Genomic DNA, 24254 nt, shown 5'->3' with positions numbered 1-24254 from the left:
TGGAGATACTCTGACTTATAACGCTCTTTCAAACGACGAGACTATAGCGACGGTTTCGGTAATTGGAAACATAGTAACCATTACTTCGGTAGCAAATGCTAACGGAGTTGTAAGTATAGATGTCAATGTAAGCGATTCAATTGGCAAAATTTCCACTCAAATATTTACTATTAACATAGAGCCAGTAGTTGACCCGGATTTCACACTTCCAACAATCACTATTGTAGAGGATATTTCAAAATTAACGAATTCTCCAGAGTTTACAATAGACTTTTATGTAGACGATGCTGAAGGTCAAATTCTAAATCTTGAAGTATTGGCATCGAGTAATTCAGTATTAACTACTAATAATCTTAGTGGTCCAATAAGTTCTTATTCAGGTACTCCAATAAGCTTACTGATTACTCCTAATGAAAATGCCGAAGGGATAGTTGAGTTTGAAATTAAAGTGACCGATGAAGGTAATAATACTGTAACTGAAATGTTCACAGTCACTGTAGAAAATCAACAATATCATGTAATCTCTTCAACACAAACGCTAGCGGAGTTTGACTCGGTAGTTTCTCAAGTAACACCTTCGAATCTCTACAAGTTGAGAACCTACAACGACTATGCATTCGGAGTCGAGCATATTGTTTTATATGACAGATTCAGTTTAGAGTCGGATGTAATTATCGAAGAAAACTATATAGAGGATATTGAAGGAATTGTCACTCATAGCACTACGGTTCCAGACTCTTCAAGTAAGTTGAAGTTTGATGCTCCTTTGGATAATGTAGAAACATCGATTCTATTTGAAGACAATGACATGCCTTTCGTCTTTACAGATGTGAACTCAAGCTCTCAGAAGATGTACAAAAAAGATGAAGACGGGACCATAAATAGTTATGTACTTTTAAACAAAGAAGCTAAAAATGAAATATATAGATCGATTTCAGCTAATCCAAAAATAGAAAAGCTATTAAACGACGGCTATACTTATCTGTCTTTAGGTTCTTCAAAAACATTATGCGACGAAGATGTTCAATTGAATATGAGTAGTTGTGACCAAAACAATACTTTAGAATCCGTATTTGGAGTTAATTCAAACATCGAGGCTGTTATGAAGTTTGGTAGAGAGTGGATGTACTGGAATAGTGACATAAATTCTAATCCAGCATACGTAATGCAAAAGTTTTCAACACTTAATCCTCTTGAGGGAATACTTGTAAAAACAACCACGGGAACAACAGTACTACTCCCATTTGATGAAGATGTAGAAGAATTTAACGATTACTCGAATCTATTTCCAAGTGGATGGATACTAATGTCCAACACGAAAACTCAAAGTTCAGTAGAGATAGAGGCCTCCCTTACTCAAAAGGGTAAACAGCTGAAGTACTTACTGCTACTTAGAGACAATACATGGCAAATATATGCACCAATGAATGATGCTGAAGTTGATAGTGCTATTACCAGGGTAAGCGAAGTTAAAAGATATGAAAGTTATTGGGTTTATTTTGACAGAATTTAATAGCTAAGACTCTTTGTATCCCTTCGAATGAAGGGACTGAATTTTTATACTTTAAAGCTTAAGTGATAGAGTAAATGATTTCTGTTTTATTTTTCACAACTTTAATCTCCTCTGTTTTGAGTCCAGTAATATCAAGTGCCATAAACTCTTGAATACTTTTAATATCATTTTTAGCAACCTCTCTTAAAACAATCCCTCTGTAGGCTTTTGCCCAATGAGATACACTTTTTCCATCTTTTAAAAACTTGAGTGTTGTATATGTTTTTGATGTTTTATAAAACTTATCATAGTAACCAGCTCTTAAATCTAAGATTTCATGTTCACCAAGGTATAAATCAAGTTGGTATGAAAATCGTTCTTTGTAAAACTTATCAGGCGCAATTTCTCCGATATTATTACCCTGCTTTACTTTATAGTTAGCTATTGTATCCCCACCAAAGATAGGGCCATAAAGATTGGAAAATATAATGGTATTCTTTTTTATGTACTCTTGGGCTGGAATTTCTAAAGTATTATATTTTAAATAATCATAAGCGACACCTGTATACCTCTCAATTGCAGGCATTAGAGCTGAGGAGAATATATCATCTATATACTTTTCACACTCAGAAAATTTCTTAAATCCAAAAAGCTGTTTTATATCTTCTTCATTTTTACTCAAAACTATTTTATTGTATGCACTTAAAATTTCATCCCGTGCATTAAGTGCACCAAAAAGTTCCTTAATTTTAGAATCTCCACCATTGACTTTACCCTCTGAGGGAGAAAAAAGTATTTTAAGCATATATAACCTTCTTTTATATGAATTTTATCTAAATGTACCTATATTAATGATAGAATTGGTGAATATTATATCTAGGAGCTAGTAATGAAAGTATTTTTTGTATCTATATTTATTTCTATAATGACACTATTGAATGCAAGTGGAATCATTGGTAATGTTGGAAAGATTAGCGGGATAGTCAAAGTAAAAAGTGATGGATCTATTAAGAAGAGTAAGGTTTATGTAGGTTTTGATGTAAAAGCCGGAGACTTGATAACAACATCTAAAAAAGCATCCGCAGTTATTAGCTTATCTGATGGTTCGAGTTTAGTTCTTGATGCTAGTTCTAGCGTTCATTTTAAATCACTACAAGATACAGAGCAAACTTCTGGAAAAGTTTATTATAAAATAACATCACGAAATGCCAAAAATACTTTGAAGGTAAAAACACCTTTTGCTATTATAGGTATTAAAGGAACAACATTTGTTGTAGATGCTGGAGAAAATGGCTCAGTTACTTTAAAAGAAGGGCTTATTGGAATTACAAGTATAAAAGAAGAATTTAACTTATATAGAAAAGCAGTAGAAGCTGAATTTAATAATTATACACAAGGGCAGATGTCTGAATTTGAAAAGTTTAAAAATGCACAAAATAAGTATGCTGAACCTATAAAGACAAAAGAGTTTGACCTCAAAGCAGGAAATCGTGTCTCATTTGGTGAAAACAGTGTTAATGAAGATGCTTGGAGCAAAGAGGATGATGACGAGTTTTCTCATTTTGAAGCTCTAATAAACTCTAAGTAAATTTATGAAAGAGAAATTACTATACTTTTTAGCACTTATACCTATATTGACAATTTTATTGTTACTGCAGCATTACAAAGTTGATCCGCTAGAGAGTTTTTCTCTTAAATTTAATGATGTAAATTTTAATGTGCAAGAGAAAGATCCAAGTAAGGATGTTGTCTTTGTAGCAGTTGACGAACCCAGTGTTAATGAATACGGTAGATGGCCATGGAAAAGAGAAAAACTTGCTATAGGTATGGATAACCTTGTTCAAGCTGATGTAGTTCTTCTGGATATGATTTTTTCTGAACCTACCTCAGAAGAACAAGATAGTATGCTCGCTGAATCAATATCATCTCTAAACAACAGTGTATGTGGTTTCTTTCTACGACATAAAGCAACTCAAAATATAGGTGATGATGAACTAGAAATACTTGGTGATTCATCGTTAGACTTACTTCAGTCTCAAATTATGGAATATGAAGCCCCTAAGTTTGCTTCAGCAACATTTGCAGAAATGAATATACTTCCAATACTTGAGGCTTGTACTCTTTCGGGAAGCTTTAGTACAGTCCGTGCTAAAGATGATAAATTGCGGGCTTACCCCATTTCTATGTATTTTAAAAATATTTTATATCCTTCTCTAGGTATTCAAGGCTTAAGAATTAAGTTTAATAAAGATATCCAGAGAATAGATAATAAACATTTAGAATTGAATAATAAATTGATAAGTTTGACTGACGATGGCTTAGTGAGACTTAATTATTATGATATTAATAAATATAAGACAATATCATTTTTAGATGTTGCAACAGGTGTTGTAAAGCCAGAATATTTTAAAAACAAGATAGTTATTTTAGGGATAACAGAAGTGGGTGCTGGAGATATAGTAAGTACACCAATTGGATCAATCCCTGGACCACTACTTCATTACACTTTTATGTCAAATTTACTCCAAGACCACCTTATTGAAGAATTTAACTATATAAGTACAATACTTGTAATTTTGATGGCTTTAATGCCATTTATCTTGGTTTTACTTATTAAAAAGATAGTTTATAGAGCGATTGCAAATATTGTTATATATACTATTCTTTATATATATGTACGATATTTATTTGTTGAATATATGATGTATATAGATATGTTTTATCCTTTAATAACTTTGATTCTTAGCCTCATTGGAGTTGAAGCAATTGCATTTAATATTCAAGAAAGAAGTGGTAAGTTTATACGAGGTGCTTTTTCTTCTTACTTATCAGGTGATTTGCTGGATCAACTAATAGAAAATCCAAAGGCTTTATCTCTAGGTGGTGAGAGAAAAGAACTTAGTATGCTCTTTAGTGATATACGTGGGTTTACGACTATTTCAGAGTCTATGGACCCCATAAGCCTTATTACACTTTTAAATAGATACTTTACTCCTATGACTAATGTTGTTATGGACAATCATGGAATGCTGGATAAATATATAGGTGATGCAGTTATGGCATTTTATAATGCACCAGTTGATGTGAAAGATCATGCTGATGCTGCTTGTAAATCAGCACTAGAGATGATAGTGAAATTAGACGAATTAAATATCGAACTCAATAAAGAAAATATACCTTCTATTTATATAGGAATAGGTATAAACACAGCGGAAGTAGTTGTCGGGAATATGGGCTCTGATAGTAGATTTAACTATACAGTCATCGGAGATGGTGTAAACCTTGCATCTAGAGTAGAAAGCTTGACAAAAAACTACGGTGTGAATATATTAATAACAGAATTTACAGTGCAAAAAATTAGTAAAGATTTTATATATAGAAAGATAGAACCAGTCAAAGTTAAAGGGAAAGATCAAGCTGTACTTTTGTATGAATTGATGGCATTTAGTGAGGAATCTAAGACAATACAAAAGTTATATACAGATGCTTTAGATATTTATATAAACGGCGACTTAGACACTGCCTTAAAACTTTTTGAGACTTTAGTTGAGAAGTATGATGATAATCCATCAAAATATTTTATTACAAGAATTGAAGAAAAACACCCGTGGGGTGTCAATATCATGAAAACAAAATAAGGTTAAAAAGAATGAAGAATGTAAAAAGCCTAGGCGCAAATGAAATTTTAGAGTTGGTATTTATTTATTTAACAGATGTGTCCTCTTTACGAGCACATGATGAAATTATAAGTGTATTAGCAAATATGGGGAAGGCACTTACAAGCTCAGATAGGTGTACCGTATGGGTTGTAAGTGATGATAAAAAAACTATCTGGACAAAAGTGGCTCACGGAATTGAACATTTAGAGATCCCAATTTATTCTGGAATTGTTGGTTCATCAATTAAGAATAAAAAGAAAATAATCATTGACAATGTTTATGAAGATGATAGGTTTAATCCTGAAATCGATAAGCAGACAGGATATGCTACAAAAAGTATGCTGGTAATTCCAATGTTTGGGCATGATGAAGAAATCATTGGAGCTTTTCAAGTTATGAATAATCAAAGTAATAAAGGGAACTTTGATAACCGAGATATGCAAAGGTTAATGCTTGCTAGTACATATGCAGCAGAGACTCTTATCGCGATGAAGCTGTCACAAGAAGTTGAAGAGACACAAAGAGAGGTTGTCTTTACAATGGGAGCAGTAGCAGAGAGCAGGAGTAAAGAGACTGGTAATCATGTTAGACGTGTAGCAGAGTACTCTAAAATACTTGCTCTTGCATATGGCCTATCAGCAGAAGAGGCAGAACTGCTAAAGCAGGCTAGTCCCATGCATGATATCGGGAAAGTTGCTATTCCTGACTCTATCTTAAATAAGCCTGGTAGATTTAATGCTCAAGAAAGACGAGTTATGGACACACATGCTGAGTTAGGATACAGTATGATAAAGAATTCCCAAAGGCCATTATTAAAAGCAGCAGCTATTGTTGCATATGAGCATCATGAAAAATGGGATGGTTCAGGGTATCCAAACAAAAAAAGTGGAGAGGACATTCATATATATGGTCGTATTACGGCTATTGCTGATGTATATGATGCATTAGGATCAGATAGAGTATATAAAAAAGCTTGGACACCAGAGAGAATCTTAGAACTTTTTAAAGAGCAAAGAGCTAAGCATTTTGATCCAAAACTTACTGATCTTTTTTTTGAAAACCTAGATAAAATTTATGAAGTCAGAGATGAGTTTAAAGATGAATACAAAGAGGTGGAACTAGAAGAAGATACAAGCGAGTCTATAAGTATTCTTGGTGCATACGGAACAAAAGCAAAAGGCTTTGGAACAAGTTCTTTCGCTCTTGATAAAATAAATGTAATAGATGCAGGTAATTTACTTGAAGCCTTAGATGAAGAGTGTTCATTCATTGAAAATATATGGATAACACACTCACACTTAGACCATATAGCAGATATTGCTTATATACTTGATAACTATTTTTCTTTAAGAACTAAAACATTGAATATTATTGGATTACCTGAAACTATTGAAACTATCAGGAAACATTATCTAAATAATTTAATTTGGCCAGATTTTTCGAAGATAGCATTAGATAACTCGTCAGAGATGGCTTTAAAGTATACTATAATAGAAATAGGTAAAGAGTATCCATTAGATGATACTTCATCCATAAAGGCATTCCCAACCGATCATACGGTAGATAGTTGTGGATATATTTACAAAAAAAATAGTACTGCAGTTATTATTACGGCCGATACCTATTCTTTAAGTAGTTTGATAGCTGAAGTTGAAGATGATAAATCAATTAATTCAATGGTTATAGAGTGTTCGTTTCCATCAGAAATGGAAAGTTTAGCGATAGTCTCTAAACATTTAACACCAAAAATACTTTTTGAGAAGTTAAAAAAGTTAAAAAGAGATGATATAGATTTATACATTAATCATATTAAACCAATGTTCTTATTTAAAATAATAGCTGAGATAGAGGAATATAAAGGAAAATGGGAGCCAATAATACTAAAAGATGGTGATTTTATAAAGTTTTAGCAAATAGCCTTGACAATAGTTTTGATTTACCCTATAATTCTGACTCAATTTCGATGCTGACATAGCTCAGTTGGCTAGAGCAGTTGATTTGTAATCAACAGGCCCGGGGTTCAAATCCTCGTGTCAGCACCATTGAAATTTGAATATTAGAAACAGTGTTGGACCAGATAAGATATAATTCTTTATATATAAATGTGGTGAGGTAGTCAAGTGGCCAACGACGGCGGACTGTAAATCCGCTCCCTACGGGTTCATAGGTTCGACTCCTATCCTCACCACCACTAATAGACATGCGGGTGTAACTCAGTGGCTAGAGTTCCTGCCTTCCAAGCAGGCTGTCGAGGGTTCGAATCCCTTCACCCGCTCCATAAATTAGTAAAAAACATCTGGAAGCTGAAGTACAATTTTTACCTTACTTCATACAACTATATATACAATAAGTACCAATATAGTAATCTAATCACACTAAAAACTAATATTACAAAAAAGAATTATTCAATTATTGCTTATATAGCTCTATGTGCTGTCGTGGCTCAGGGGTAGAGCACTTGCTTGGTAAGTAAGAGGCCGTGGGTTCAAATCCCACCGTCAGCACCACCATAGCTGATTATAATATGAAGCTTATATTTATTTAAGCAATAATTGAATGATTTTTGGATATAATTCCATTTCAATTCACAATATAAAGTAGGAGAACACTATGGCAAAAGAAAAGTTTGAACGTAATAAACCGCATGTTAACATCGGTACTATTGGACATGTTGACCACGGTAAAACAACATTAACAGCAGCAATTACTGCAGTATTAGCAGTAACAAACGGTGCAGCACTTATGGATTACGATGCAATCGATAATGCACCAGAAGAAAGAGAGCGCGGTATCACTATCGCTACTTCACACGTTGAGTATGAGACAGATGCACGTCACTATGCGCACGTTGATTGTCCAGGTCACGCCGATTATGTTAAAAACATGATTACTGGTGCTGCTCAAATGGATGGTGCTATTCTTGTTGTTTCTGCAGCGGATGGCCCAATGCCACAAACTCGCGAGCACATTCTTCTTTCTAAGCAAGTTGGTGTTCCTTACCTAGTTGTTTTCATGAACAAAGAAGACATGGTTGACGATGAAGAACTAATGGAACTAGTAGAGATGGAAATTCGTGAACTTCTTGACCTATACGACTTCCCAGGTGATGATACTCCAATCACAGCTGGTTCAGCTCTTAAAGCTCTTGAAGAAGCTAAATCTGGTAATTTAGGTGAATGGTCTGTAAAGATTCAAGAACTTATGAAAACTGTTGACGAGTACATTCCTGAGCCAGTTCGTGAAACTGATAAAGATTTCTTAATGCCTGTTGAAGATGTTTTCTCTATCTCTGGTCGTGGAACAGTTGTTACTGGCCGTGTTGAACGTGGTACAGTTAAGATTGGTGAAGAAATAGAAATTATTGGTATCCGTGATACTCAAAAAACTACTGTTACTGGTATAGAAATGTTCCGTAAAGAAATGGATCAAGCTCTTGCTGGTGATAACTGTGGTGTTCTAGTTCGTGGTATTGGTAAAGACGATGTTGAACGTGGTCAAGTACTATGTAAGCCAGGTACTATTACTCCTCACACTAAATTTACTGCAGAAATCTATGTTCTAAGTAAAGATGAAGGTGGACGTCATACTCCATTCTTTAACGGTTACCGTCCTCAGTTTTACGTTCGTACTACTGATGTTACAGGTGCAATCACTTTACCAGAAGGTACAGAGATGGTTATGCCAGGTGATAACGTAAGTATTACTGCTGAGTTAATTCACCCAATTGCAATGGAAAAAGGTACTAATTTCGCTATCCGTGAGGGTGGAAGAACTGTTGGTGCTGGTGTTGTTGCAGAGATTCTTGCATAATTAGCTTCGGCTAATTTGCAAAATCCTTTTAAAGGTAATATATAATGAGAGAAGCGATTCACTTAGGTTGTGAGAAATGTACAAGACGTAATTATCACACAACAAAGAACAAAAAGACTCATACAGAAAAATTTTCAGTACGTAAATACTGTAAATGGTGTCGTGAGCATACTGAACATAAAGAGATGAAACTGTAATTACAGTTTCTCTTTTTTTTGAGATTTTGAACTAATTTATTTTAGTTCTTTTATAGGCGCATAGCTCCAATGGTAGAGCACCGGATTCCAAATCCGGGTGTTGCGGGTTCGAGTCCCCCTGCGCCTGCCACCATTTAATATAAATAAACCTTTAGAGTTTTATTTATATTAGATGATATTTAAAATAATGGAATGTATAATGGCTTTAAACAAACATATAAGAAACGCAAGATTAGAGTTAGACAAAGTTATCTTTCCAACAACTGGACAAGTTAAGCAAGCATATATCTCTGTTATTATAGTTGTTGCCGCAATAGCTGCATTTTTAGCATTAGTTGATTTATCTATGTCATCAATTATGTCGACGATTTTAGGTTAAGGAATAATTATGGCACAGCAATGGTACTCAATACAGACTTATGGTAGTGATAGATTAGTAAGAGATGCGATTTTTAATATGATTGAAGAAATGGGCCTTCAAGAAGTTATTACTGAAGTAATCGTTCCTACGGAAGATGTAATTGAAGTAAAAGACGGAAATAAAAAAGTTACTGAACGTTCTTTATACTCAGGGTATGTTTTTGCAAAACTTGAGTTAAATACTGAAATACAGCACCTTATCCAATCTATTCCAAAAGTATCTGGATTTATTGGTGAGTCAAATATTCCAACACCGTTAAGCGAACATGATATTAATGTTATCTTAGATCGTGTAAATAACCGTGCTGCTCCTAAGCCAAAAGTATTTTTTGATAATGGTGAAACTGTTCGTATTATTGATGGTCCTTTTGCTAACTTTACAGGAAGTGTTGATGAGTATGACTTAGAACATGGAACGCTTAAACTAAATGTATCGATTTTTGGAAGAGCTACACCTGTAGATATCTCTTATACACAAGTTGAGAAAATAATCTAGTTCAACTAGGTTTCACTGGGCTAAATTTAGACTTTAAAATGAAGTTTAAACTTAGCGCAGTTAAAATTAAATTAAACAAAAAGGAAATAACATGGCAAAAAAAGTAATGGACTATATCAAGTTACACATAGATGCTGGAAAAGCTAACCCGGCTCCACCAGTAGGACCAGCTCTAGGACAACGTGGTGTAAATATCATGGAATTCACAAAAGCATTCAACGAAAAAACAAAAGATAAGATGGGATTCAAAGTTCCTGTTATAATCACTGTTTATACAGATAGAAGTTTTTCTTTTATCACTAAGCAACCACCAGCATCTGCTCTTTTAATGAAAGCAGCAAACCTTAAGAAAGGTACGGATAATCCACTTAAAAATAAAGTTGGAAAAATTACTCGTGCACAACTTATGGAAGTTGTTGATGCAAAAATTGCTGACTTAAATACTGATGATAAAGAAATGGCTGCTAATACTTTAGCTGGTACTGCTCGTTCAATGGGTATTGATATAGTAGACTAATTCCTTCTAAGGTATTTATCTACACAAATCATCGACCACAGTGATTTAAAACTATGTGGCAGAATTAATATGGAGATTTGTTATGAGTAAAAGATATAAACAATTAGTAGAAAAAATTGATGCTGATAAAGCATACGGAGTAGCTGATGCTGCTTCAAAAGTAAAAGAACTTATAAGTGCGAAATTTGACGAAACTGTTGAAATTGCAATGAACTTGAATGTTGATCCTCGTCATGCTGACCAAATGGTTCGTGGTGCGATTGTTCTTCCACACGGTACAGGTAAAACTGTTCGTGTTGCTGTATTTGCAAAAGGTGTTAAAGCTGATGAAGCAAAAGCTGCTGGTGCTGATATCGTTGGTACTGACGATTTAGTTGCTGACGTTAAAGCTGGAATCTTCAATTTTGATGTAGTAGTTGCTGCACCAGATTGTATGGGACTTGTTGGACAAATTGGTCGTATTCTAGGGCCAAAAGGTATGATGCCAAACCCTAAAACAGGTACTGTAACTCCAGATGTTGCAACTGCTGTTAAAAATGTAAAAGGTGGCCAAGTTAACTTTAGAGTTGACAAAAAAGGTAACATCCATGCAGGTATAGGTAAAGCAAGTTTTACTGCTGAGCAAATTGCTGAGAACTTCAAGTCAATTATGATTGCTATTAATAAGCAAAAACCAGCTTCTGCAAAAGGTCGTTATATTCACAATGCTGCTCTTAGTTTAACTATGAGTCCTGCTGTTAAACTTGATGTATTAGAACTAGCTGATATAAAAGGTTAAAACTTCTCATAGGATTTTTCCTATGTTTGAAGCAAGATTTTTATTTTAAGATATTTCTATATCTTAAAGTAAAGATTTTTATTTTAAAAATCTGAAATTACTTGGACTAAAGATAGTTGGGGGTATATGCCATGTTGGTAGTGAGCTTAATCGAGCCTTTCTCGCCCCTCTTGAAGTTATGTCTGGAAAGGAGAATTATATGTTAAAGTCAAAAAAAGCTGAAGTTATTGCAGAATTAACAACTGCATTTGCTGATACAACAGCTGTTGTTATATGTGACTACAAAGGTTTAACTGTTAGTGACCTTGAATCGTTACGTACATCAGCGAAAGCTAAAGACACAAGTGTTCAGGTTGTAAAAAATTCATTAGCTGCTATCGCATTGAAAAATGCTGATATGTCAGGTATTGAAATTAAAAATACAAATATTTTTATTTGGTCTAATGACGTTATTAGTGCATCTAAAGTTGCTGCTGATTTCGCTAAATCAAATGAGAAATTTGTTATTAAAGCCGGTTATCTAGATAAAGAACCTGCAGACAAAGCTAAAATCGAAGCATTCGCTAAGCTTCCAGGTCGTGATGAGTTACTAGGTATGCTTGCTGCTACTTGGATGGCTCCAATTACGAATATGGCAGTTGGAATCGATGCTCTTAGAAAGAAATTAGAAGAAGAAGCTTAGTCTTCACTTCTAAACAGTGCATAGCACTTAAAATAAAATAATTATATAGGAGTCATTATGGCTGTTACTAAAGAAGACGTATTAGAATTTATCTCTGGTTTATCTGTTCTTGAGCTTTCTGAGCTAGTAAAAGAATTCGAAGAAAAGTTTCAAGTATCTGCACAACCTGTTGCTGTTGCTGGTGGAGCTGTAGCTGGTGAAGCTGCTGCTGAAAAGACTGAGTTTGATGTTATACTTACAGATGTTGGTGCTAAGAAAATTGGTGTTATTAAAGCTGTTCGTGCTCTTACTGGTTTAGGACTTAAAGAAGCTAAAGAAGCTTGTGAAGGTTTACCATCTACAATCAAAGAGGGTGTAGATAAAGATGCTGCTGATGAAGCAAAAGCTGCTTTAGAAGAAGCTGGTGCAACTGTAGAAGTTAAGTAATTACTTAACTACTTATTATGAGGGCTTGTCCCTCATTTTTGGGCGCTTTTACAATGGGATTATGTCCTTTTGTAAAAGTGCCCTTATGTCGTTTATAAGCACTATAAAAATTATGCTCTTAAAAGAGCCTCAAAAAATCGTTCAGGGACGCCTGAATAGATACAATTAATTATCGAGGTTAGCCAATGTTAAACACTTTATATTCCGGAAATCGTCTTCGTGTAGACTTCTCTAAAACTCCTCAAGAAATAGAAGTACCAAATTTACTTCAACTTCAGCAAAGTTCATATGACACATTTTTAATGTTACATGCAAAAGATAGATCAGCAAGTGGTATTGAAAAAGTTTTTCAATCTGCATTCCCTATTCATGACATTCAAAACAGACTAACTGTTGAGTACATTGGAAGTGAAGTTGCTAACCCTAAGTACACTGTTCGTGAATGTATGGAACGTGGTCTTACTTATGCTGTTAGTCTTAGAATGAAAACTCGTCTTGTACTATGGGATAGAGATGAAAATACTAAAGAAAAACTTGGTGTAAAAGATATCAAAGAACAAAATATTTTTGTTCGTGATATCCCTCTTATGACTGATAGAACATCATTTATTATTAATGGTGTAGAACGTGTTGTTGTAAATCAATTACACCGTTCACCAGGTGTTATTTTCAAAAAAGAACAATCTACTACAGCTGGAAATAAAATGATCCATACTGGTCAAATTATTCCTGATCGTGGTTCGTGGTTATATTTTGAGTATGATCCTAAAGATATCCTTTATATGAGAATTAACAAACGCCGTAAAGTGCCTGTAACAATTATGTTCCGTGCTTTAGGTTACTCTAAACAAGATATATTAAAATTATTTTATCCTATACAGACTATATCAATTTCTGATAATAAGTTCTCAATGGCATTTAATCCTAAAGATTATGCTTCTAGACTTTCTTATGATTTACTTGATATTGATGGTAAAATTCTTGTACCTTCAGGAAAAAGATTATCTGCTAAGAAAGCACAGAAATTTATTGATGATGGGTTAACAGAAGTTTCTTATCCTTTAGAGACTCTTATTGACCGTTATTTAGCTGAAGCTATTATCGATCCAGAAACTGGAGAAATTCTTTTTGATACTATGACTCATATTGATGAGACAAAACTTAAAAAGATGGCTCAAATTGGTGTAAGCGAATTTAAAATTGCTAATGATTTAGCAGATGGTGTAGATGGTTCAATTATTAATGCATTTAATGCTGATTCTGATTCATTAAAGCTTCTTAAGCAAACTGAAGATATTGAAGACGAAAATGATTTATCTGCAATTCGTATTTACAAAGTTATGCGTCCAGGTGAACCTGTAACAAAAGATGCTGCAAAAGCATTTGTAAATCAACTTTTCTTTGATCCAGAACGCTATGACCTGACAAAAGTCGGTCGTATGAAAATGAATCATAAACTTGGAATGAATATTCCTGAATACATAACTGTATTAACACATGAAGATATCATTAAATCTGTGAAGTATGTTATAAAAGTTAGAAATGGTCAAGGTCATATTGATGATAGAGATCACCTTGGAAATCGTCGTATTCGTTCAATCGGTGAATTACTTGGTAATGAACTACATAATGGTCTCGTGAAGATGCAAAAAGCTATTCGTGACAAGCTTTCTACTATGAGTGGTCCAATGCAAGAGCTTATGCCTCATGATTTGATTAACTCTAAGATGATTACTTCAACAATTATGGAGTTCTTCTCTGGTGGACAACTTTCACAATTTATGGATCAAACAAATCCTCTCTCAGAAGTAACTCACAAGCGTCGTTTATCGGCTCTTGGTGAGGGTGGTCTTGTTAAAGAAAGAGCTGGATTTGAAGTACGTGATGTTCACCCAACTCACTACGGAAGAATCTGTCCAATTGAGACTCCAGAGGGTCAAAATATTGGTCTTATTAATACTCTTGCAACTTACTCTAAAGTAAATGAGCATGGTTTTATTGAAGCACCTTATAAAGTAATGAAAGATGGGAAAATAACTTCAGAAGTTGTTTATCTTACTGCAACTCAAGAAGAGGGTGTTAAAATTGCAGCCGCTTCAAATAAAGTTGATGGTGATAATCAGTTTATAGAAGATTTAATTTCTATCCGTCAAGATGGTGAAATTTTATTACAAAGTCCTACTGAATGTAAGTATGCTGACCTTTCATCTCACATGGTTGTTGGTGTAGCCGCTTCACTTATTCCTTTCCTTGAGCATGATGATGCCAATCGTGCACTAATGGGTTCAAATATGCAACGTCAAGCAGTACCTCTTTTACGTGTTAATTCACCAATGGTTGGAACTGGAGTTGAGAAACTTGTTGCTCGTGATGCTTGGGAATGTATAAAAGCTGAACGTGCTGGAAAGATAGAAAAAGTTGATGGAAAACACATTTATGTAATGGGTGAAGAAGATGGAGAGATCTATATAGACTATTATCCATTACAAAAGAACTTAAGAACGAATCAAAATACTTCGTTTACTCAAAAACCAATAGTTAATGTTGGTGATATTGTTACTAAGGGACAAGTGATTGCTGATGGTCCAAATATGGATCAAGGTGAACTAGCACTTGGTGTTAATGCTATGGTTGCTTTTATGCCATGGAATGGTTATAACTTTGAGGATGCTATTGTTATCTCAGAGCGCATGATTCGTAAAGATCAATTTACTTCTGTTCATATTTATGAAAAAGAAGTAGAAGCTCGTGAACTAAAGCATGGTGTTGAAGAGATCACTCGTGACATTCCGAATGTTCGTGATGATGAATTAGCACACCTTGATGACTCTGGAATAATTAAAATTGGTACAACTGTTAGTGGTGGTATGATTTTAGTTGGTAAGGTTTCTCCAAAAGGTGAAGTTAAACCAACTCCAGAAGAACGTCTACTTCGTGCAATTTTTGGTGAAAAAGCTGGACATGTTGTAAATAAATCTCTTTACTGTCCTCCATCTATGGAAGGTGTAGTTGTTGATATAAAAGTATTTACAAAAAAAGGTTATGACAAAGATGCGTGTGCATTAGCACTTGAGAAAGAAGAAAGAGATTACTTAGAGCGTGAGCACTACGACAGACTTCTTATGATAGATAAAGAAGAAATGTTAAGAATAACTAAACTTTTAACTCGTGAAGCATTAAGTAACGATATTAAGATTGGTGAAACTGAGTATAAAGCGGGTGACACTATTAATGGTGCGGATATCGCTGAAGTAAACCGTTTTGCTATGAATGCTATTGTGAAATCTTTTTCTGAAGCGATTCAAGATGAGTACACTAAGACTAAAAATCACTTCCAAAAGCAGAAGCGTGTATTTAGAGATGAGCATGAAGAAAAACTTACGATTTTAGAAAAAGATGACATCCTTCCAAATGGTGTTGTTAAGTATGTGAAGATTTACATAGCTACTAAGCGTCAACTTAAAGTTGGTGATAAAATGGCTGGTCGTCACGGTAACAAAGGTATTGTTTCTATAATAGTTCCTGAAGTTGATATGCCTTATATGGAAGATGGACGTTCAGTTGACGTATGTCTTAATCCACTAGGTGTACCTTCTCGTATGAATATCGGTCAGATTCTAGAAATGCACCTTGGTATGGCAGGACGTGAACTTGGTAACCAAATTCAAGAGCAATTTGATACTAAACAAAAAGACTATATCGATACCTTACGTTCTAAAATGATAGAGATAGCCGATGTTGCAGGAATGATGAATGCAGTAAAAGTTATTGGTGATATGAATGACGAAGTTTTCTTAAGATATGCAAGAGACTGGGCTAAAGGTGGGGTTAGATTCGCTACTCCTATTTTTGAAGGTGTAAATGCAGTAGAATTTGAAAAACTTTACAAACTTGCAAACATGGCTGTTGATGGTAAAACTGTACTTTTTGACGGTAAAACTGGTGAGCAAATCAAAGAGCGTGTAAATGTTGGTTTTATGTACATACTTAAACTACATCACTTGGTTGATGAAAAGATTCATGCTCGTTCAACTGGACCATACTCTTTAGTAACTCAACAACCGGTTGGTGGTAAAGCACTATTTGGTGGTCAAAGATTTGGAGAGATGGAAGTATGGGCTCTTGAAGCTTATGGTGCATCTGCCGTACTTAGAGAGATGTTAACTATCAAATCCGATGATGTTGATGGTCGTGTTCGTGCTTATAAAGCAATTACAAAAGGTGAATTAGTACCAGCATCTGGTATTCCTGAGACACTATTTGTATTAACAAAAGAACTTCAAGCACTTGCACTTGATGTAGAGATTTTAGACGAGGTTGAAGACGATGAGTAAATTAGTACCTGTAGAAGTAACTGAAGATAATAGACCTAAAGATATAAAACAACTGCAATTTCGCCTTGCATCACCTGAAAAGGTTATGTCTTGGTCAAATGGTGAGGTTAAAAAACCTGAAACTATTAACTACCGTACACTTAAGCCTGAACGTGATGGACTTTTTTGTGCCAAAATTTTTGGACCTGTAAGAGACTATGAGTGTCTTTGTGGTAAATACAAAAAGATGCGTTATAAGGGTGTGGTATGTGAGAAATGTGGTGTTGAAGTAACATCTACTAAAGTTCGTCGTACTCGTATGGGTCACATCGAACTTGTAACTCCTGTTGCACATATCTGGTATGTTAGTTCATTACCTTCTCGTATTGGTACTCTTTTAGGTATCAAGATGAAAGACCTTGAACGTGTACTTTATTATGAAGCTTACATCGTTGAATCAGGTGGAGAGTCATATTATGACGCAGAATCTAAGACACCAGTACTTCAGTATGATGTTTTAAATGAAGAGCAGTACAGAACTTTAGTACAGCGTTTTGATGCATTAGGCTTTAAAGCTCGTATGGGTGGAGAAGTTATTCGTGATCTACTTGATTCTATTGACTTAGTTGATCTTTTTACTACTCTTAAAGAAGCACTAGGTGAGACAAAAAGTGAAGCTAAAAAGAAAACTATTAACAAACGTCTTAAAGTTATTGAGTCATTTTTAAATAGTGGTAATAACCCTGCTTGGATGATGTTAACTGTTTTACCAGTTCTTCCACCAGATTTACGTCCACTTGTTTCACTTGATGGTGGTAAATTTGCTGTTTCTGACGTAAATGATTTATACCGTCGTGTCATAAACCGTAACCAGCGTTTAAAGCGTTTAGTTGAACTAGAAGCTCCAGAGATTATTGTACGTAATGAAAAACGTATGTTACAAGAGTCTGTTGATGCACTTTTTGATAATGGTCGCCGTGCAAACGCAGTTAAAGGTGCTAATAAGCGTCCACTTAAGTCACTTAGTGAAATCATTAAAGGTAAGCAAGGACGTTTCCGTCAGAACTTACTTGGTAAGCGTGTTGACTTCTCAGGACGTTCAGTAATTGTTGTTGGACCATCTTTAAATATGGACGAGTGTGGATTACCTAAGAAAATGGCTCTTGAGCTATTTAAGCCACATTTGATTGCTAAACTTGAAGATAAAGGTTATGCAACTACTGTTAAAGCTGCTAAGAAAATGATTGAAGATAAAACAAACGAAGTTTGGGAATGTCTAGCTGAGATTGTTGATGGTTATCCTGTTATGCTTAACCGTGCACCAACACTTCACAAGCTTTCTATTCAAGCATTTCACCCTAAACTAATTGATGGAAAAGCTATTCAGCTTCACCCTCTAGTTTGTGCTGCATTTAATGCCGATTTTGATGGCGACCAGATGGCTGTTCACGTACCTTTATCTTCAGCAGCTATTGCTGAGTGTAAAGTACTTATGCTTGCATCTATGAACATTATGCTTCCAGCATCAGGTAAGGCGATAGCTACACCTTCACAAGATATGGTTCTTGGTATCTACTATATTTCTTTAGAGAAAAATGGTGTTAAGGGATCAAATAAATTATTTGGTAATGTTGACGAGATTAATATTGCACTAGAGCATAAAGCACTTGATTTACATGCGAAAGTAAGAACACGTATTGATGGTCGTCTTATTCATACAACTGCAGGACGTTTACTAATAAAAGCGATTTTACCTGACTTTGTTCCTGCTGAATTATGGAACAGAGTTATGAAGAAAAAAGCTATTAATGAGATTGTTGATTATGTTCAAAAGCATGGTGGTATTGGTGTTACTTCTGGTTTCCTTGATCGTCTTAAAGATTTAGGTTTCAAGCATGCAACTGAATCTGGTGTTTCTATCTCTGCTGATGATATCCGTATACCAGAAATGAAAGCGGGTAAAATTGCTGAATCAAAAGCGAAAGTAATTGAAATTCAAAAGCAATTTGAAGCTGGTCTTTTAACTGAACAAGAGCGTTACAATAAGATTATTGATGTTTGGACTGATACAAACAATACTCTGGCATCTGAAATGATGGAACTAGTTGAAACTGATAAAGATGGTTTTAACTCTATTCATATGATGGCTGATTCTGGTGCTCGTGGTTCAGCGGCACAGATTCGTCAGCTTGCTGGTATGCGTGGTCTTATGGCTAAACCATCTGGTGATATTATTGAAACTCCAATTATCTCTAACTTTAAAGAGGGACTTAATGTAATTGAGTACTTCATTTCAACTCACGGTGCTCGTAAAGGTCTTGCCGATACAGCACTTAAAACAGCGAATGCGGGTTACCTAACTCGTAAGCTTGTTGATGTTGCACAAAATGTTAAGATTGTTGAGCATGACTGTCATACTCATGAAGGTATTGAGATTTCAGATATATCTGATCAAAATACTCTTATTGAGTCTTTAGAAGACAGACTTTTTGGTCGTGTTTTAGCTGATGATGTTATAGATCCAATTTCAAATGAAATACTTTTTGCCGAGGGTACGCTTCTTGATGAAGTATCTGCAAAAGTTATTGCTGAAGCTGGAATTAAAACAGCACACATAAGAACACCTACTACATGTAAAAGTGATGAAGGTGTTTGTGCATTATGTTATGGTACTAACCTTGCAACTGGTCATGTAGTTCGTGCTGGTGAAGCGATTGGAATTGTTTCAGCTCAGTCAATTGGTGAGCCTGGTACACAACTTACACTTCGTACATTCCACGTTGGTGGAACTGCGAGTTCTACTGCTCAAGAACGTCAAGTTATAGCATCACGTGAAGGTTTCATCCGTTATTATAACCTTAAAACTTATGAGTCTAAAGATGGAAAAAACATTGTTGCAAACAGAAGAAATGCAGCGGTACTTTTAGTTGAACCTAAAATTAAAGCTCCATTTGCTGGTACAGTAGAAATTCTTACTGTTCATGATGAAGTTGTTGTAACGGTTACAGGTAAAAAAGATACTGTGCGTTATTCTCTTCGTAAGAATGAAATAGCTAAACCAAATGAACTTGCTGGTGTAAGTGGACAAATAGAAGGTAAATACTACTTTCCTTATGTAAATGGAACAAAAGTCGTAGAAGATGAATCTATTGTTGAGACAATTAAAGATGGTTGGAATGTTCCATCTCGTATTCCATATGCATCTGAAATTTTAGTTGAGAATGGTGCACCTGTAACTCAGAAAATTCTTGCTAAGGAAGAGGGTACTGTTAAGTACTTCTTGCTTAAAGGTGATTATTTAGAGAGACACGATGGTGTTAAATCAGGATACGAAGTAACAGAAAAAGGTCTTTTTGCAACTGTAGTAGATGCAAATAATCGTGAAGCAATTCGTCACTATATCGCACGTGGCTCAGTAATTGTTGCTGATGATAATGAAATTGTAGATGCAAGTACACTTATTGCAAAGCCATCTTCTGATGAATCAGTTGTTATAGCTGAATGGGATCCATATTCAAATCCAATTATCTCAGAAGCAAGTGGTACTGTACAGTATGAAGATATTATTGTAGGAACTACTGCAAGTGAGCAACTTGATGAGCTTACTGGTAAAACACGTCTTATGATCAATGATCATATTTCTTCAGAGTATAAGCCAACAATTATTTTAGCAACTGATGATGGTGAGCTATTACGTTATTCAATTGAGCCTAAGTCTTCTATCTTTATTGCTGATGGTGCAACTGTTAAAGTAGCAGATATTATTGCTAAAACACCAAAAGCACTTCAAAAGTCATCAGACATTACGGGTGGTCTTCCACGTGTATCTGAACTTTTTGAAGGCCGTCGTCCAAAAGCTACTGCACTAATATCAGAGATAGATGGTACAGTTAGTTTTGGTAAAATGCTTCGTGGTAAAGTAAGAGTAGTTGTTAGTAACTCTGAAAATGGAATTGTTAAAGAGTATTTTGTAGATAAATCTCATGAAGCTGTTGTTAGCGTTGGTGACTTTGTTCATGCCGGTGAGCGTTTAACAACTGGTATTTTATCTTCTCATGAACTATTACGTATTATGGGTGTAAAAGCACTTTATAATTACCTAGTATCTGAAGTACAGCAAGTGTACCGTTCTCAAGGGGTTAACATTGCTGATAAGCATATTGAAGTTATCTTTACTCAAATGCTTCGTCAGATTAAAATTGTTAAATCTGGAGATACAAAGTTTATAGAGGGAGATCTTATTTCTAAATCTAAGTTTGCTGCAGAAAATGTAAAAATAATAAAACTTGGTGGTCGTCCTGCGATTGCTGAACCATTCTTGGTTGGTATTACAAGAGCTGCTGTATCTGCTGATAGTATTATCTCAGCTGCATCATTCCAAGATACGACTAAGGTATTAACAGAAGCTGCTGTATCTGCTAAAGTTGATAATTTAACAAATCTTAAAGAAAATGTTATTATTGGTCGTACTATTCCTGTTGGAACTGGTATATATAAAGATCAACAAGTTGTTTTCGAATCAGAAGAAGATTAATAAATCATTCTTTTTTAAGAAGTGAGTATAAACTCGCTTCTTAAATCCTCTTTCTCTTAATAAATCCTTAAAATAAGCTAACTTTAATTCAAGTTTCTGTATTATCTCGTGTCTATAATTCTCTATATAATATAGTCTATACAATAGAAGAGAATTAAATTCTACTGGAAAAATTAAGTAAAAAAGGAATTGTATGCCAACAATCAATCAACTGATTCGTAATGAGCGTAAACGTGTGATTAAGAAATCAAAATCACCTGCTCTTGTTTCATGTCCACAGCGTCGTGGTGTATGTACTCGTGTTTATACGACTACACCAAAAAAACCTAACTCGGCTTTAAGAAAAGTTGCAAAAGTTAGATTAACATCTGGTTTTGAGGTTATCTCATATATCGGTGGTGAAGGTCATAACCTTCAAGAACACTCAATCGTACTTGTACGTGGTGGGCGTATTAAAGATTTACCTGGTGTTAAATACCATATCGTTCGTGGTGCTCTTGATACTGCTGGTGTTGCTGGCCGTATGGTTGCAAGATCTAAATATGGTACAAAGCGTCCAAAAAAATAGTTTAAGACTGTTTTTTTAACATAATTAAGTTCAATAGCTACAGGATTAATCTTTAGTGATTGATTTTGAGTAAATTTGAAAAAATTGAAGAATAAGGATACTCAAATATGAGAAGAAGAAAAGCTCCCACTCGTCCAGTTATGCCAGATCCAGTTTATGGAAGCAAAATGCTGACGAAATTTATAAATAAAGTAATGTTAGACGGTAAAAAGTCAATAGCAGAAAAAATTATCTACAGTGCAATGGATATCATTAGCTCTCGTGGTGAAAAAACTGGTATAGATACGTTTAACGAAGCTATTGAAAATGTTAAACCAATTATTGAAGTAAAAAGTCGCCGTGTTGGTGGTGCTACTTATCAAGTTCCAGTAGAAGTACGCCCGGTACGTCAACAGTCTTTAGCACTCAGATGGTTAATAGACGCAGCTCGTAAGAGAAACGAAAGAACTATGGCTGAGAGATTAGCTAACGAGTTCATGGATGCTTCATCTGATAAAGGTTCAGCATTCAAGAAAAAAGAAGATACTTATAAAATGGCAGAAGCTAACAAAGCATTTGCTCATTACCGTTGGTAATCACTCTTTTCTAAATCGCTTAATGGGATTTTATCCCATTAGCAACATAACATTGACAGCTCTTTTGTAAGTAAACAATTTTTATTTATAAAAGAGCTTATCTCTCAACTAATTAAACAAGGTACTAAACTATGGCAAGAAGTCACAAACTTAACGACGTAAGAAATATCGGTATTGCTGCACACATCGATGCAGGTAAAACAACAACAACAGAAAGAATTTTATTCTACACTGGTGTTGAGCATAAAATCGGTGAGGTTCATGATGGTGCTGCTACTATGGACTGGATGGAACAAGAGCAAGAGCGTGGTATTACTATTACTTCTGCTGCAACTACTTGTGAGTGGGATGGTAAGCAAATTAACATTATAGATACTCCGGGTCACGTTGACTTTACTATTGAAGTTGAGCGTTCTATGCGTGTTCTTGATGGTGCTGTTTCAGTATTCTGTGCTGTTGGTGGTGTTCAGCCTCAATCAGAAACAGTTTGGAGACAACGTAACCGTTATAAGGTTCCTTCAATTGTTTTTGTTAACAAGATGGACAGAACTGGTGCTGATTTCTACGAAGTTGAGCGTCAAATTAAAGAAAGACTTAAAGGTAACCCAATGCCTATTCAGTTACCTATTGGTGCTGAAGCTGAATTTGAGGGTGTTGTTGACTTGGTAACGATGAAAGAAATTGTATGGGATGCTGATGCTGAAATGGGTTCTAATTACCATATTCAAGATATTCGTGATTCTTTAGCAGAAATTTCTGAAGAGTACAGAGAAAAAATGATGGAAAGTCTTGCAGAAGTTGAAGGTAATGACGACTTTGCTGAAAAATTCTTAGATGGTGGAGACTTTACAGAAGACGAAGTTAAAGCTGCTATAAAAGCTGCTACTCTTGGTATGGCTGTTGTTCCAATGACTCCAGGTACTGCATTTAAAAACAAAGGTGTTCAAACTTTACTTGATTGTGTTGTTGCTTACTTACCTTCACCGATTGAGTCAGAAGCAATCATGGGTACTCTTATGGATGATGAAGAAGTTGAAATAGCTGTTCCATCAACTGACGAGGGTGACTTCGCGGCACTTGCATTTAAGATTATGACAGATCCATTTGTTGGTGTTCTTACTTTTATCCGTGTTTACCGTGGTTCTTTAGAATCAGGTTCATTCGTTCATAACTCTACTAAAGATAAAAAAGAGAGAGTTGGTCGTATCGTTAAGATGCATGCTATCAAACGTGAAGAAGTAAAAGAAATCTATGCAGGTGAAATCGGTGCTGTTGTTGGTCTTAAAGCTACAACTACTGGTGATACTTTATGTCAAGGTGATGTGAAAGTTGTTCTTGAAAGAATGGACTTCCCAGCTCCAGTTATTTCTGTTGCGGTTGAGCCTAAAACTAAAGCTGACCAAGAAAAAATGGGTATCGCTTTAAGTAAACTTGCTGCTGAAGATCCATCTTTCCGTGTTAACACTGACGAAGAGACTGGTCAGACTATTATTTCTGGAATGGGTGAGTTACACCTTGAAATTCTTGTAGATAGAATGAAAAGAGAATTCGCTGTTGAAGCTGAAGTTGGTGCTCCACAAGTTTCTTACCGTGAGTCTATCAAAAAAGAAGTTAACCAAGAGTATAAGTATGCAAAGCAATCAGGTGGTCGTGGTCAATTTGGTCATGTTTATCTTACTGTTAAACCAGGTGAGCCTGATACAGGTTATGTTTTCCATGATGCTATTAAAGGTGGATCTGTTCCTAAAGAATTTATTCCAGCAGTTAGAAAAGGTTGTGAAGAAGCA

At 35.1% G+C, this 24254-nt stretch carries 18 protein-coding genes and 5 tRNA genes; 22 read left to right on the top strand and 1 reads right to left on the bottom strand.

Going from position 1 to position 24254, the window contains the following annotated elements; genetic code table 11:
* The coding region (locus tag HOG88_RS04720; RefSeq protein ID WP_295003736.1) for a hypothetical protein at positions 1-1513 on the top strand (1513 nt) is incomplete at its 5' end.
* A gap of 58 nt (positions 1514-1571) precedes the next feature.
* Here HOG88_RS04720 and HOG88_RS04715 read toward each other — a convergent pair.
* Positions 1572-2297 (bottom strand): YaaA family protein, encoded by a 726-nt coding sequence (locus tag HOG88_RS04715; protein WP_295003734.1) that lies wholly within the window; start codon positions 2295-2297, stop codon positions 1572-1574.
* A gap of 84 nt (positions 2298-2381) precedes the next feature.
* Here HOG88_RS04715 and HOG88_RS04710 point away from each other — a divergent pair, with 84 nt between their 5' ends.
* From HOG88_RS04710 to fusA, 21 genes are all read left to right on the top strand, one after another.
* Positions 2382-3080: a FecR domain-containing protein gene (locus HOG88_RS04710; RefSeq protein WP_295003732.1), complete on the top strand. Its 699-nt coding sequence runs from the start codon at positions 2382-2384 to the stop codon at positions 3078-3080.
* 4 nt (positions 3081-3084) lie between these two features.
* On the top strand, positions 3085-5130 hold the full coding sequence (locus HOG88_RS04705; protein WP_295003730.1) for an adenylate/guanylate cyclase domain-containing protein: 2046 nt from the start codon (positions 3085-3087) through the stop codon (positions 5128-5130).
* Between the two features lie 11 nt (positions 5131-5141).
* Entirely contained in the window at positions 5142-7061 is a 1920-nt protein-coding gene (locus tag HOG88_RS04700) for an HD domain-containing phosphohydrolase (RefSeq protein ID WP_295003728.1), read from the top strand.
* Between the two features lie 55 nt (positions 7062-7116).
* Positions 7117-7193, top strand: a tRNA-Thr gene (locus tag HOG88_RS04695).
* Between the two features lie 64 nt (positions 7194-7257).
* A tRNA-Tyr gene (locus tag HOG88_RS04690) sits at positions 7258-7342 on the top strand.
* A gap of 11 nt (positions 7343-7353) precedes the next feature.
* A tRNA-Gly gene (locus HOG88_RS04685) sits at positions 7354-7429 on the top strand.
* A 154-nt stretch (positions 7430-7583) separates the two neighbouring features.
* Positions 7584-7658, top strand: a tRNA-Thr gene (locus HOG88_RS04680).
* Between the two features lie 103 nt (positions 7659-7761).
* Positions 7762-8961: an elongation factor Tu gene (gene tuf, locus HOG88_RS04675; RefSeq protein ID WP_295003727.1), complete on the top strand. Its 1200-nt coding sequence runs from the start codon at positions 7762-7764 to the stop codon at positions 8959-8961.
* Between the two features lie 44 nt (positions 8962-9005).
* Complete coding sequence (gene rpmG / locus HOG88_RS04670) at positions 9006-9158, top strand: 50S ribosomal protein L33 (protein WP_295003725.1); 153 nt, start codon at positions 9006-9008, stop codon at positions 9156-9158.
* Positions 9159-9212: 54 nt separating this feature from the next.
* Positions 9213-9288: transfer RNA gene (locus HOG88_RS04665), tRNA-Trp, on the top strand.
* 69 nt (positions 9289-9357) lie between these two features.
* The gene (secE, locus tag HOG88_RS04660) at positions 9358-9537 is read left to right on the top strand and encodes a preprotein translocase subunit SecE (RefSeq protein WP_295003723.1); all 180 of its coding nucleotides are present in this window, start codon (positions 9358-9360) and stop codon (positions 9535-9537) included.
* 9 nt (positions 9538-9546) lie between these two features.
* Entirely contained in the window at positions 9547-10074 is a 528-nt protein-coding gene (gene nusG / locus HOG88_RS04655; protein WP_295003721.1) for a transcription termination/antitermination protein NusG, read from the top strand.
* Between the two features lie 91 nt (positions 10075-10165).
* Positions 10166-10591, top strand: coding sequence for a 50S ribosomal protein L11 (gene rplK, locus HOG88_RS04650; RefSeq protein ID WP_295003719.1), 426 nt, complete (start codon positions 10166-10168; stop codon positions 10589-10591).
* A gap of 82 nt (positions 10592-10673) precedes the next feature.
* Positions 10674-11369: a 50S ribosomal protein L1 gene (gene rplA / locus HOG88_RS04645; protein WP_295003717.1), complete on the top strand. Its 696-nt coding sequence runs from the start codon at positions 10674-10676 to the stop codon at positions 11367-11369.
* 199 nt (positions 11370-11568) lie between these two features.
* Positions 11569-12051: a 50S ribosomal protein L10 gene (gene rplJ, locus HOG88_RS04640; protein WP_295003715.1), complete on the top strand. Its 483-nt coding sequence runs from the start codon at positions 11569-11571 to the stop codon at positions 12049-12051.
* 57 nt (positions 12052-12108) lie between these two features.
* Positions 12109-12477, top strand: a complete 369-nt coding sequence (gene rplL / locus HOG88_RS04635; protein ID WP_295003713.1) for a 50S ribosomal protein L7/L12 — start codon at positions 12109-12111, stop codon at positions 12475-12477.
* A gap of 185 nt (positions 12478-12662) precedes the next feature.
* Positions 12663-16811: a DNA-directed RNA polymerase subunit beta gene (gene rpoB / locus HOG88_RS04630; RefSeq protein ID WP_295003711.1), complete on the top strand. Its 4149-nt coding sequence runs from the start codon at positions 12663-12665 to the stop codon at positions 16809-16811.
* Positions 16804-21324: a DNA-directed RNA polymerase subunit beta' gene (gene rpoC / locus HOG88_RS04625; protein WP_295003709.1), complete on the top strand. Its 4521-nt coding sequence runs from the start codon at positions 16804-16806 to the stop codon at positions 21322-21324. Before rpoB ends, rpoC begins: the two co-directional genes overlap by 8 nt.
* Positions 21325-21517: 193 nt before the next feature.
* The gene (gene rpsL, locus HOG88_RS04620) at positions 21518-21892 is read left to right on the top strand and encodes a 30S ribosomal protein S12 (RefSeq protein WP_295003708.1); all 375 of its coding nucleotides are present in this window, start codon (positions 21518-21520) and stop codon (positions 21890-21892) included.
* 107 nt (positions 21893-21999) lie between these two features.
* Positions 22000-22467: a 30S ribosomal protein S7 gene (rpsG, locus tag HOG88_RS04615; protein WP_295003706.1), complete on the top strand. Its 468-nt coding sequence runs from the start codon at positions 22000-22002 to the stop codon at positions 22465-22467.
* A gap of 131 nt (positions 22468-22598) precedes the next feature.
* Positions 22599-24254, top strand: a 1656-nt coding sequence (gene fusA / locus HOG88_RS04610; protein ID WP_295003704.1) for an elongation factor G, incomplete at its 3' end; no start/stop codon positions are given.

Source organism: Sulfurimonas sp., from assembly GCF_018698455.1.
In the GTDB taxonomy this organism is placed as follows: Bacteria; Campylobacterota; Campylobacteria; order Campylobacterales; family Sulfurimonadaceae; genus Sulfurimonas.
Note: the sequence above shows the minus strand (reverse complement) of the source record. Positions and strands in the feature narration are given on the sequence as shown.

Coding starts and splice junctions, on each gene's coding strand:
- rpoB (WP_295003711.1), top strand. CDS start 12,663: ATGTTAAACACTTTATATTCCGGAAATCGTCTTCGTGTAGACTTCTCT.
- rpsL (WP_295003708.1), top strand. CDS start 21,518: ATGCCAACAATCAATCAACTGATTCGTAATGAGCGTAAACGTGTGATT.
- rplK (WP_295003719.1), top strand. CDS start 10,166: ATGGCAAAAAAAGTAATGGACTATATCAAGTTACACATAGATGCTGGA.
- HOG88_RS04715 (WP_295003734.1), bottom strand. CDS start 2,297: ATGCTTAAAATACTTTTTTCTCCCTCAGAGGGTAAAGTCAATGGTGGA.
- rplA (WP_295003717.1), top strand. CDS start 10,674: ATGAGTAAAAGATATAAACAATTAGTAGAAAAAATTGATGCTGATAAA.
- rpsG (WP_295003706.1), top strand. CDS start 22,000: ATGAGAAGAAGAAAAGCTCCCACTCGTCCAGTTATGCCAGATCCAGTT.
- nusG (WP_295003721.1), top strand. CDS start 9,547: ATGGCACAGCAATGGTACTCAATACAGACTTATGGTAGTGATAGATTA.
- rpoC (WP_295003709.1), top strand. CDS start 16,804: ATGAGTAAATTAGTACCTGTAGAAGTAACTGAAGATAATAGACCTAAA.
- tuf (WP_295003727.1), top strand. CDS start 7,762: ATGGCAAAAGAAAAGTTTGAACGTAATAAACCGCATGTTAACATCGGT.
- rpmG (WP_295003725.1), top strand. CDS start 9,006: ATGAGAGAAGCGATTCACTTAGGTTGTGAGAAATGTACAAGACGTAAT.
- rplL (WP_295003713.1), top strand. CDS start 12,109: ATGGCTGTTACTAAAGAAGACGTATTAGAATTTATCTCTGGTTTATCT.
- secE (WP_295003723.1), top strand. CDS start 9,358: ATGGCTTTAAACAAACATATAAGAAACGCAAGATTAGAGTTAGACAAA.
- HOG88_RS04705 (WP_295003730.1), top strand. CDS start 3,085: ATGAAAGAGAAATTACTATACTTTTTAGCACTTATACCTATATTGACA.
- rplJ (WP_295003715.1), top strand. CDS start 11,569: ATGTTAAAGTCAAAAAAAGCTGAAGTTATTGCAGAATTAACAACTGCA.
- HOG88_RS04700 (WP_295003728.1), top strand. CDS start 5,142: ATGAAGAATGTAAAAAGCCTAGGCGCAAATGAAATTTTAGAGTTGGTA.
- HOG88_RS04710 (WP_295003732.1), top strand. CDS start 2,382: ATGAAAGTATTTTTTGTATCTATATTTATTTCTATAATGACACTATTG.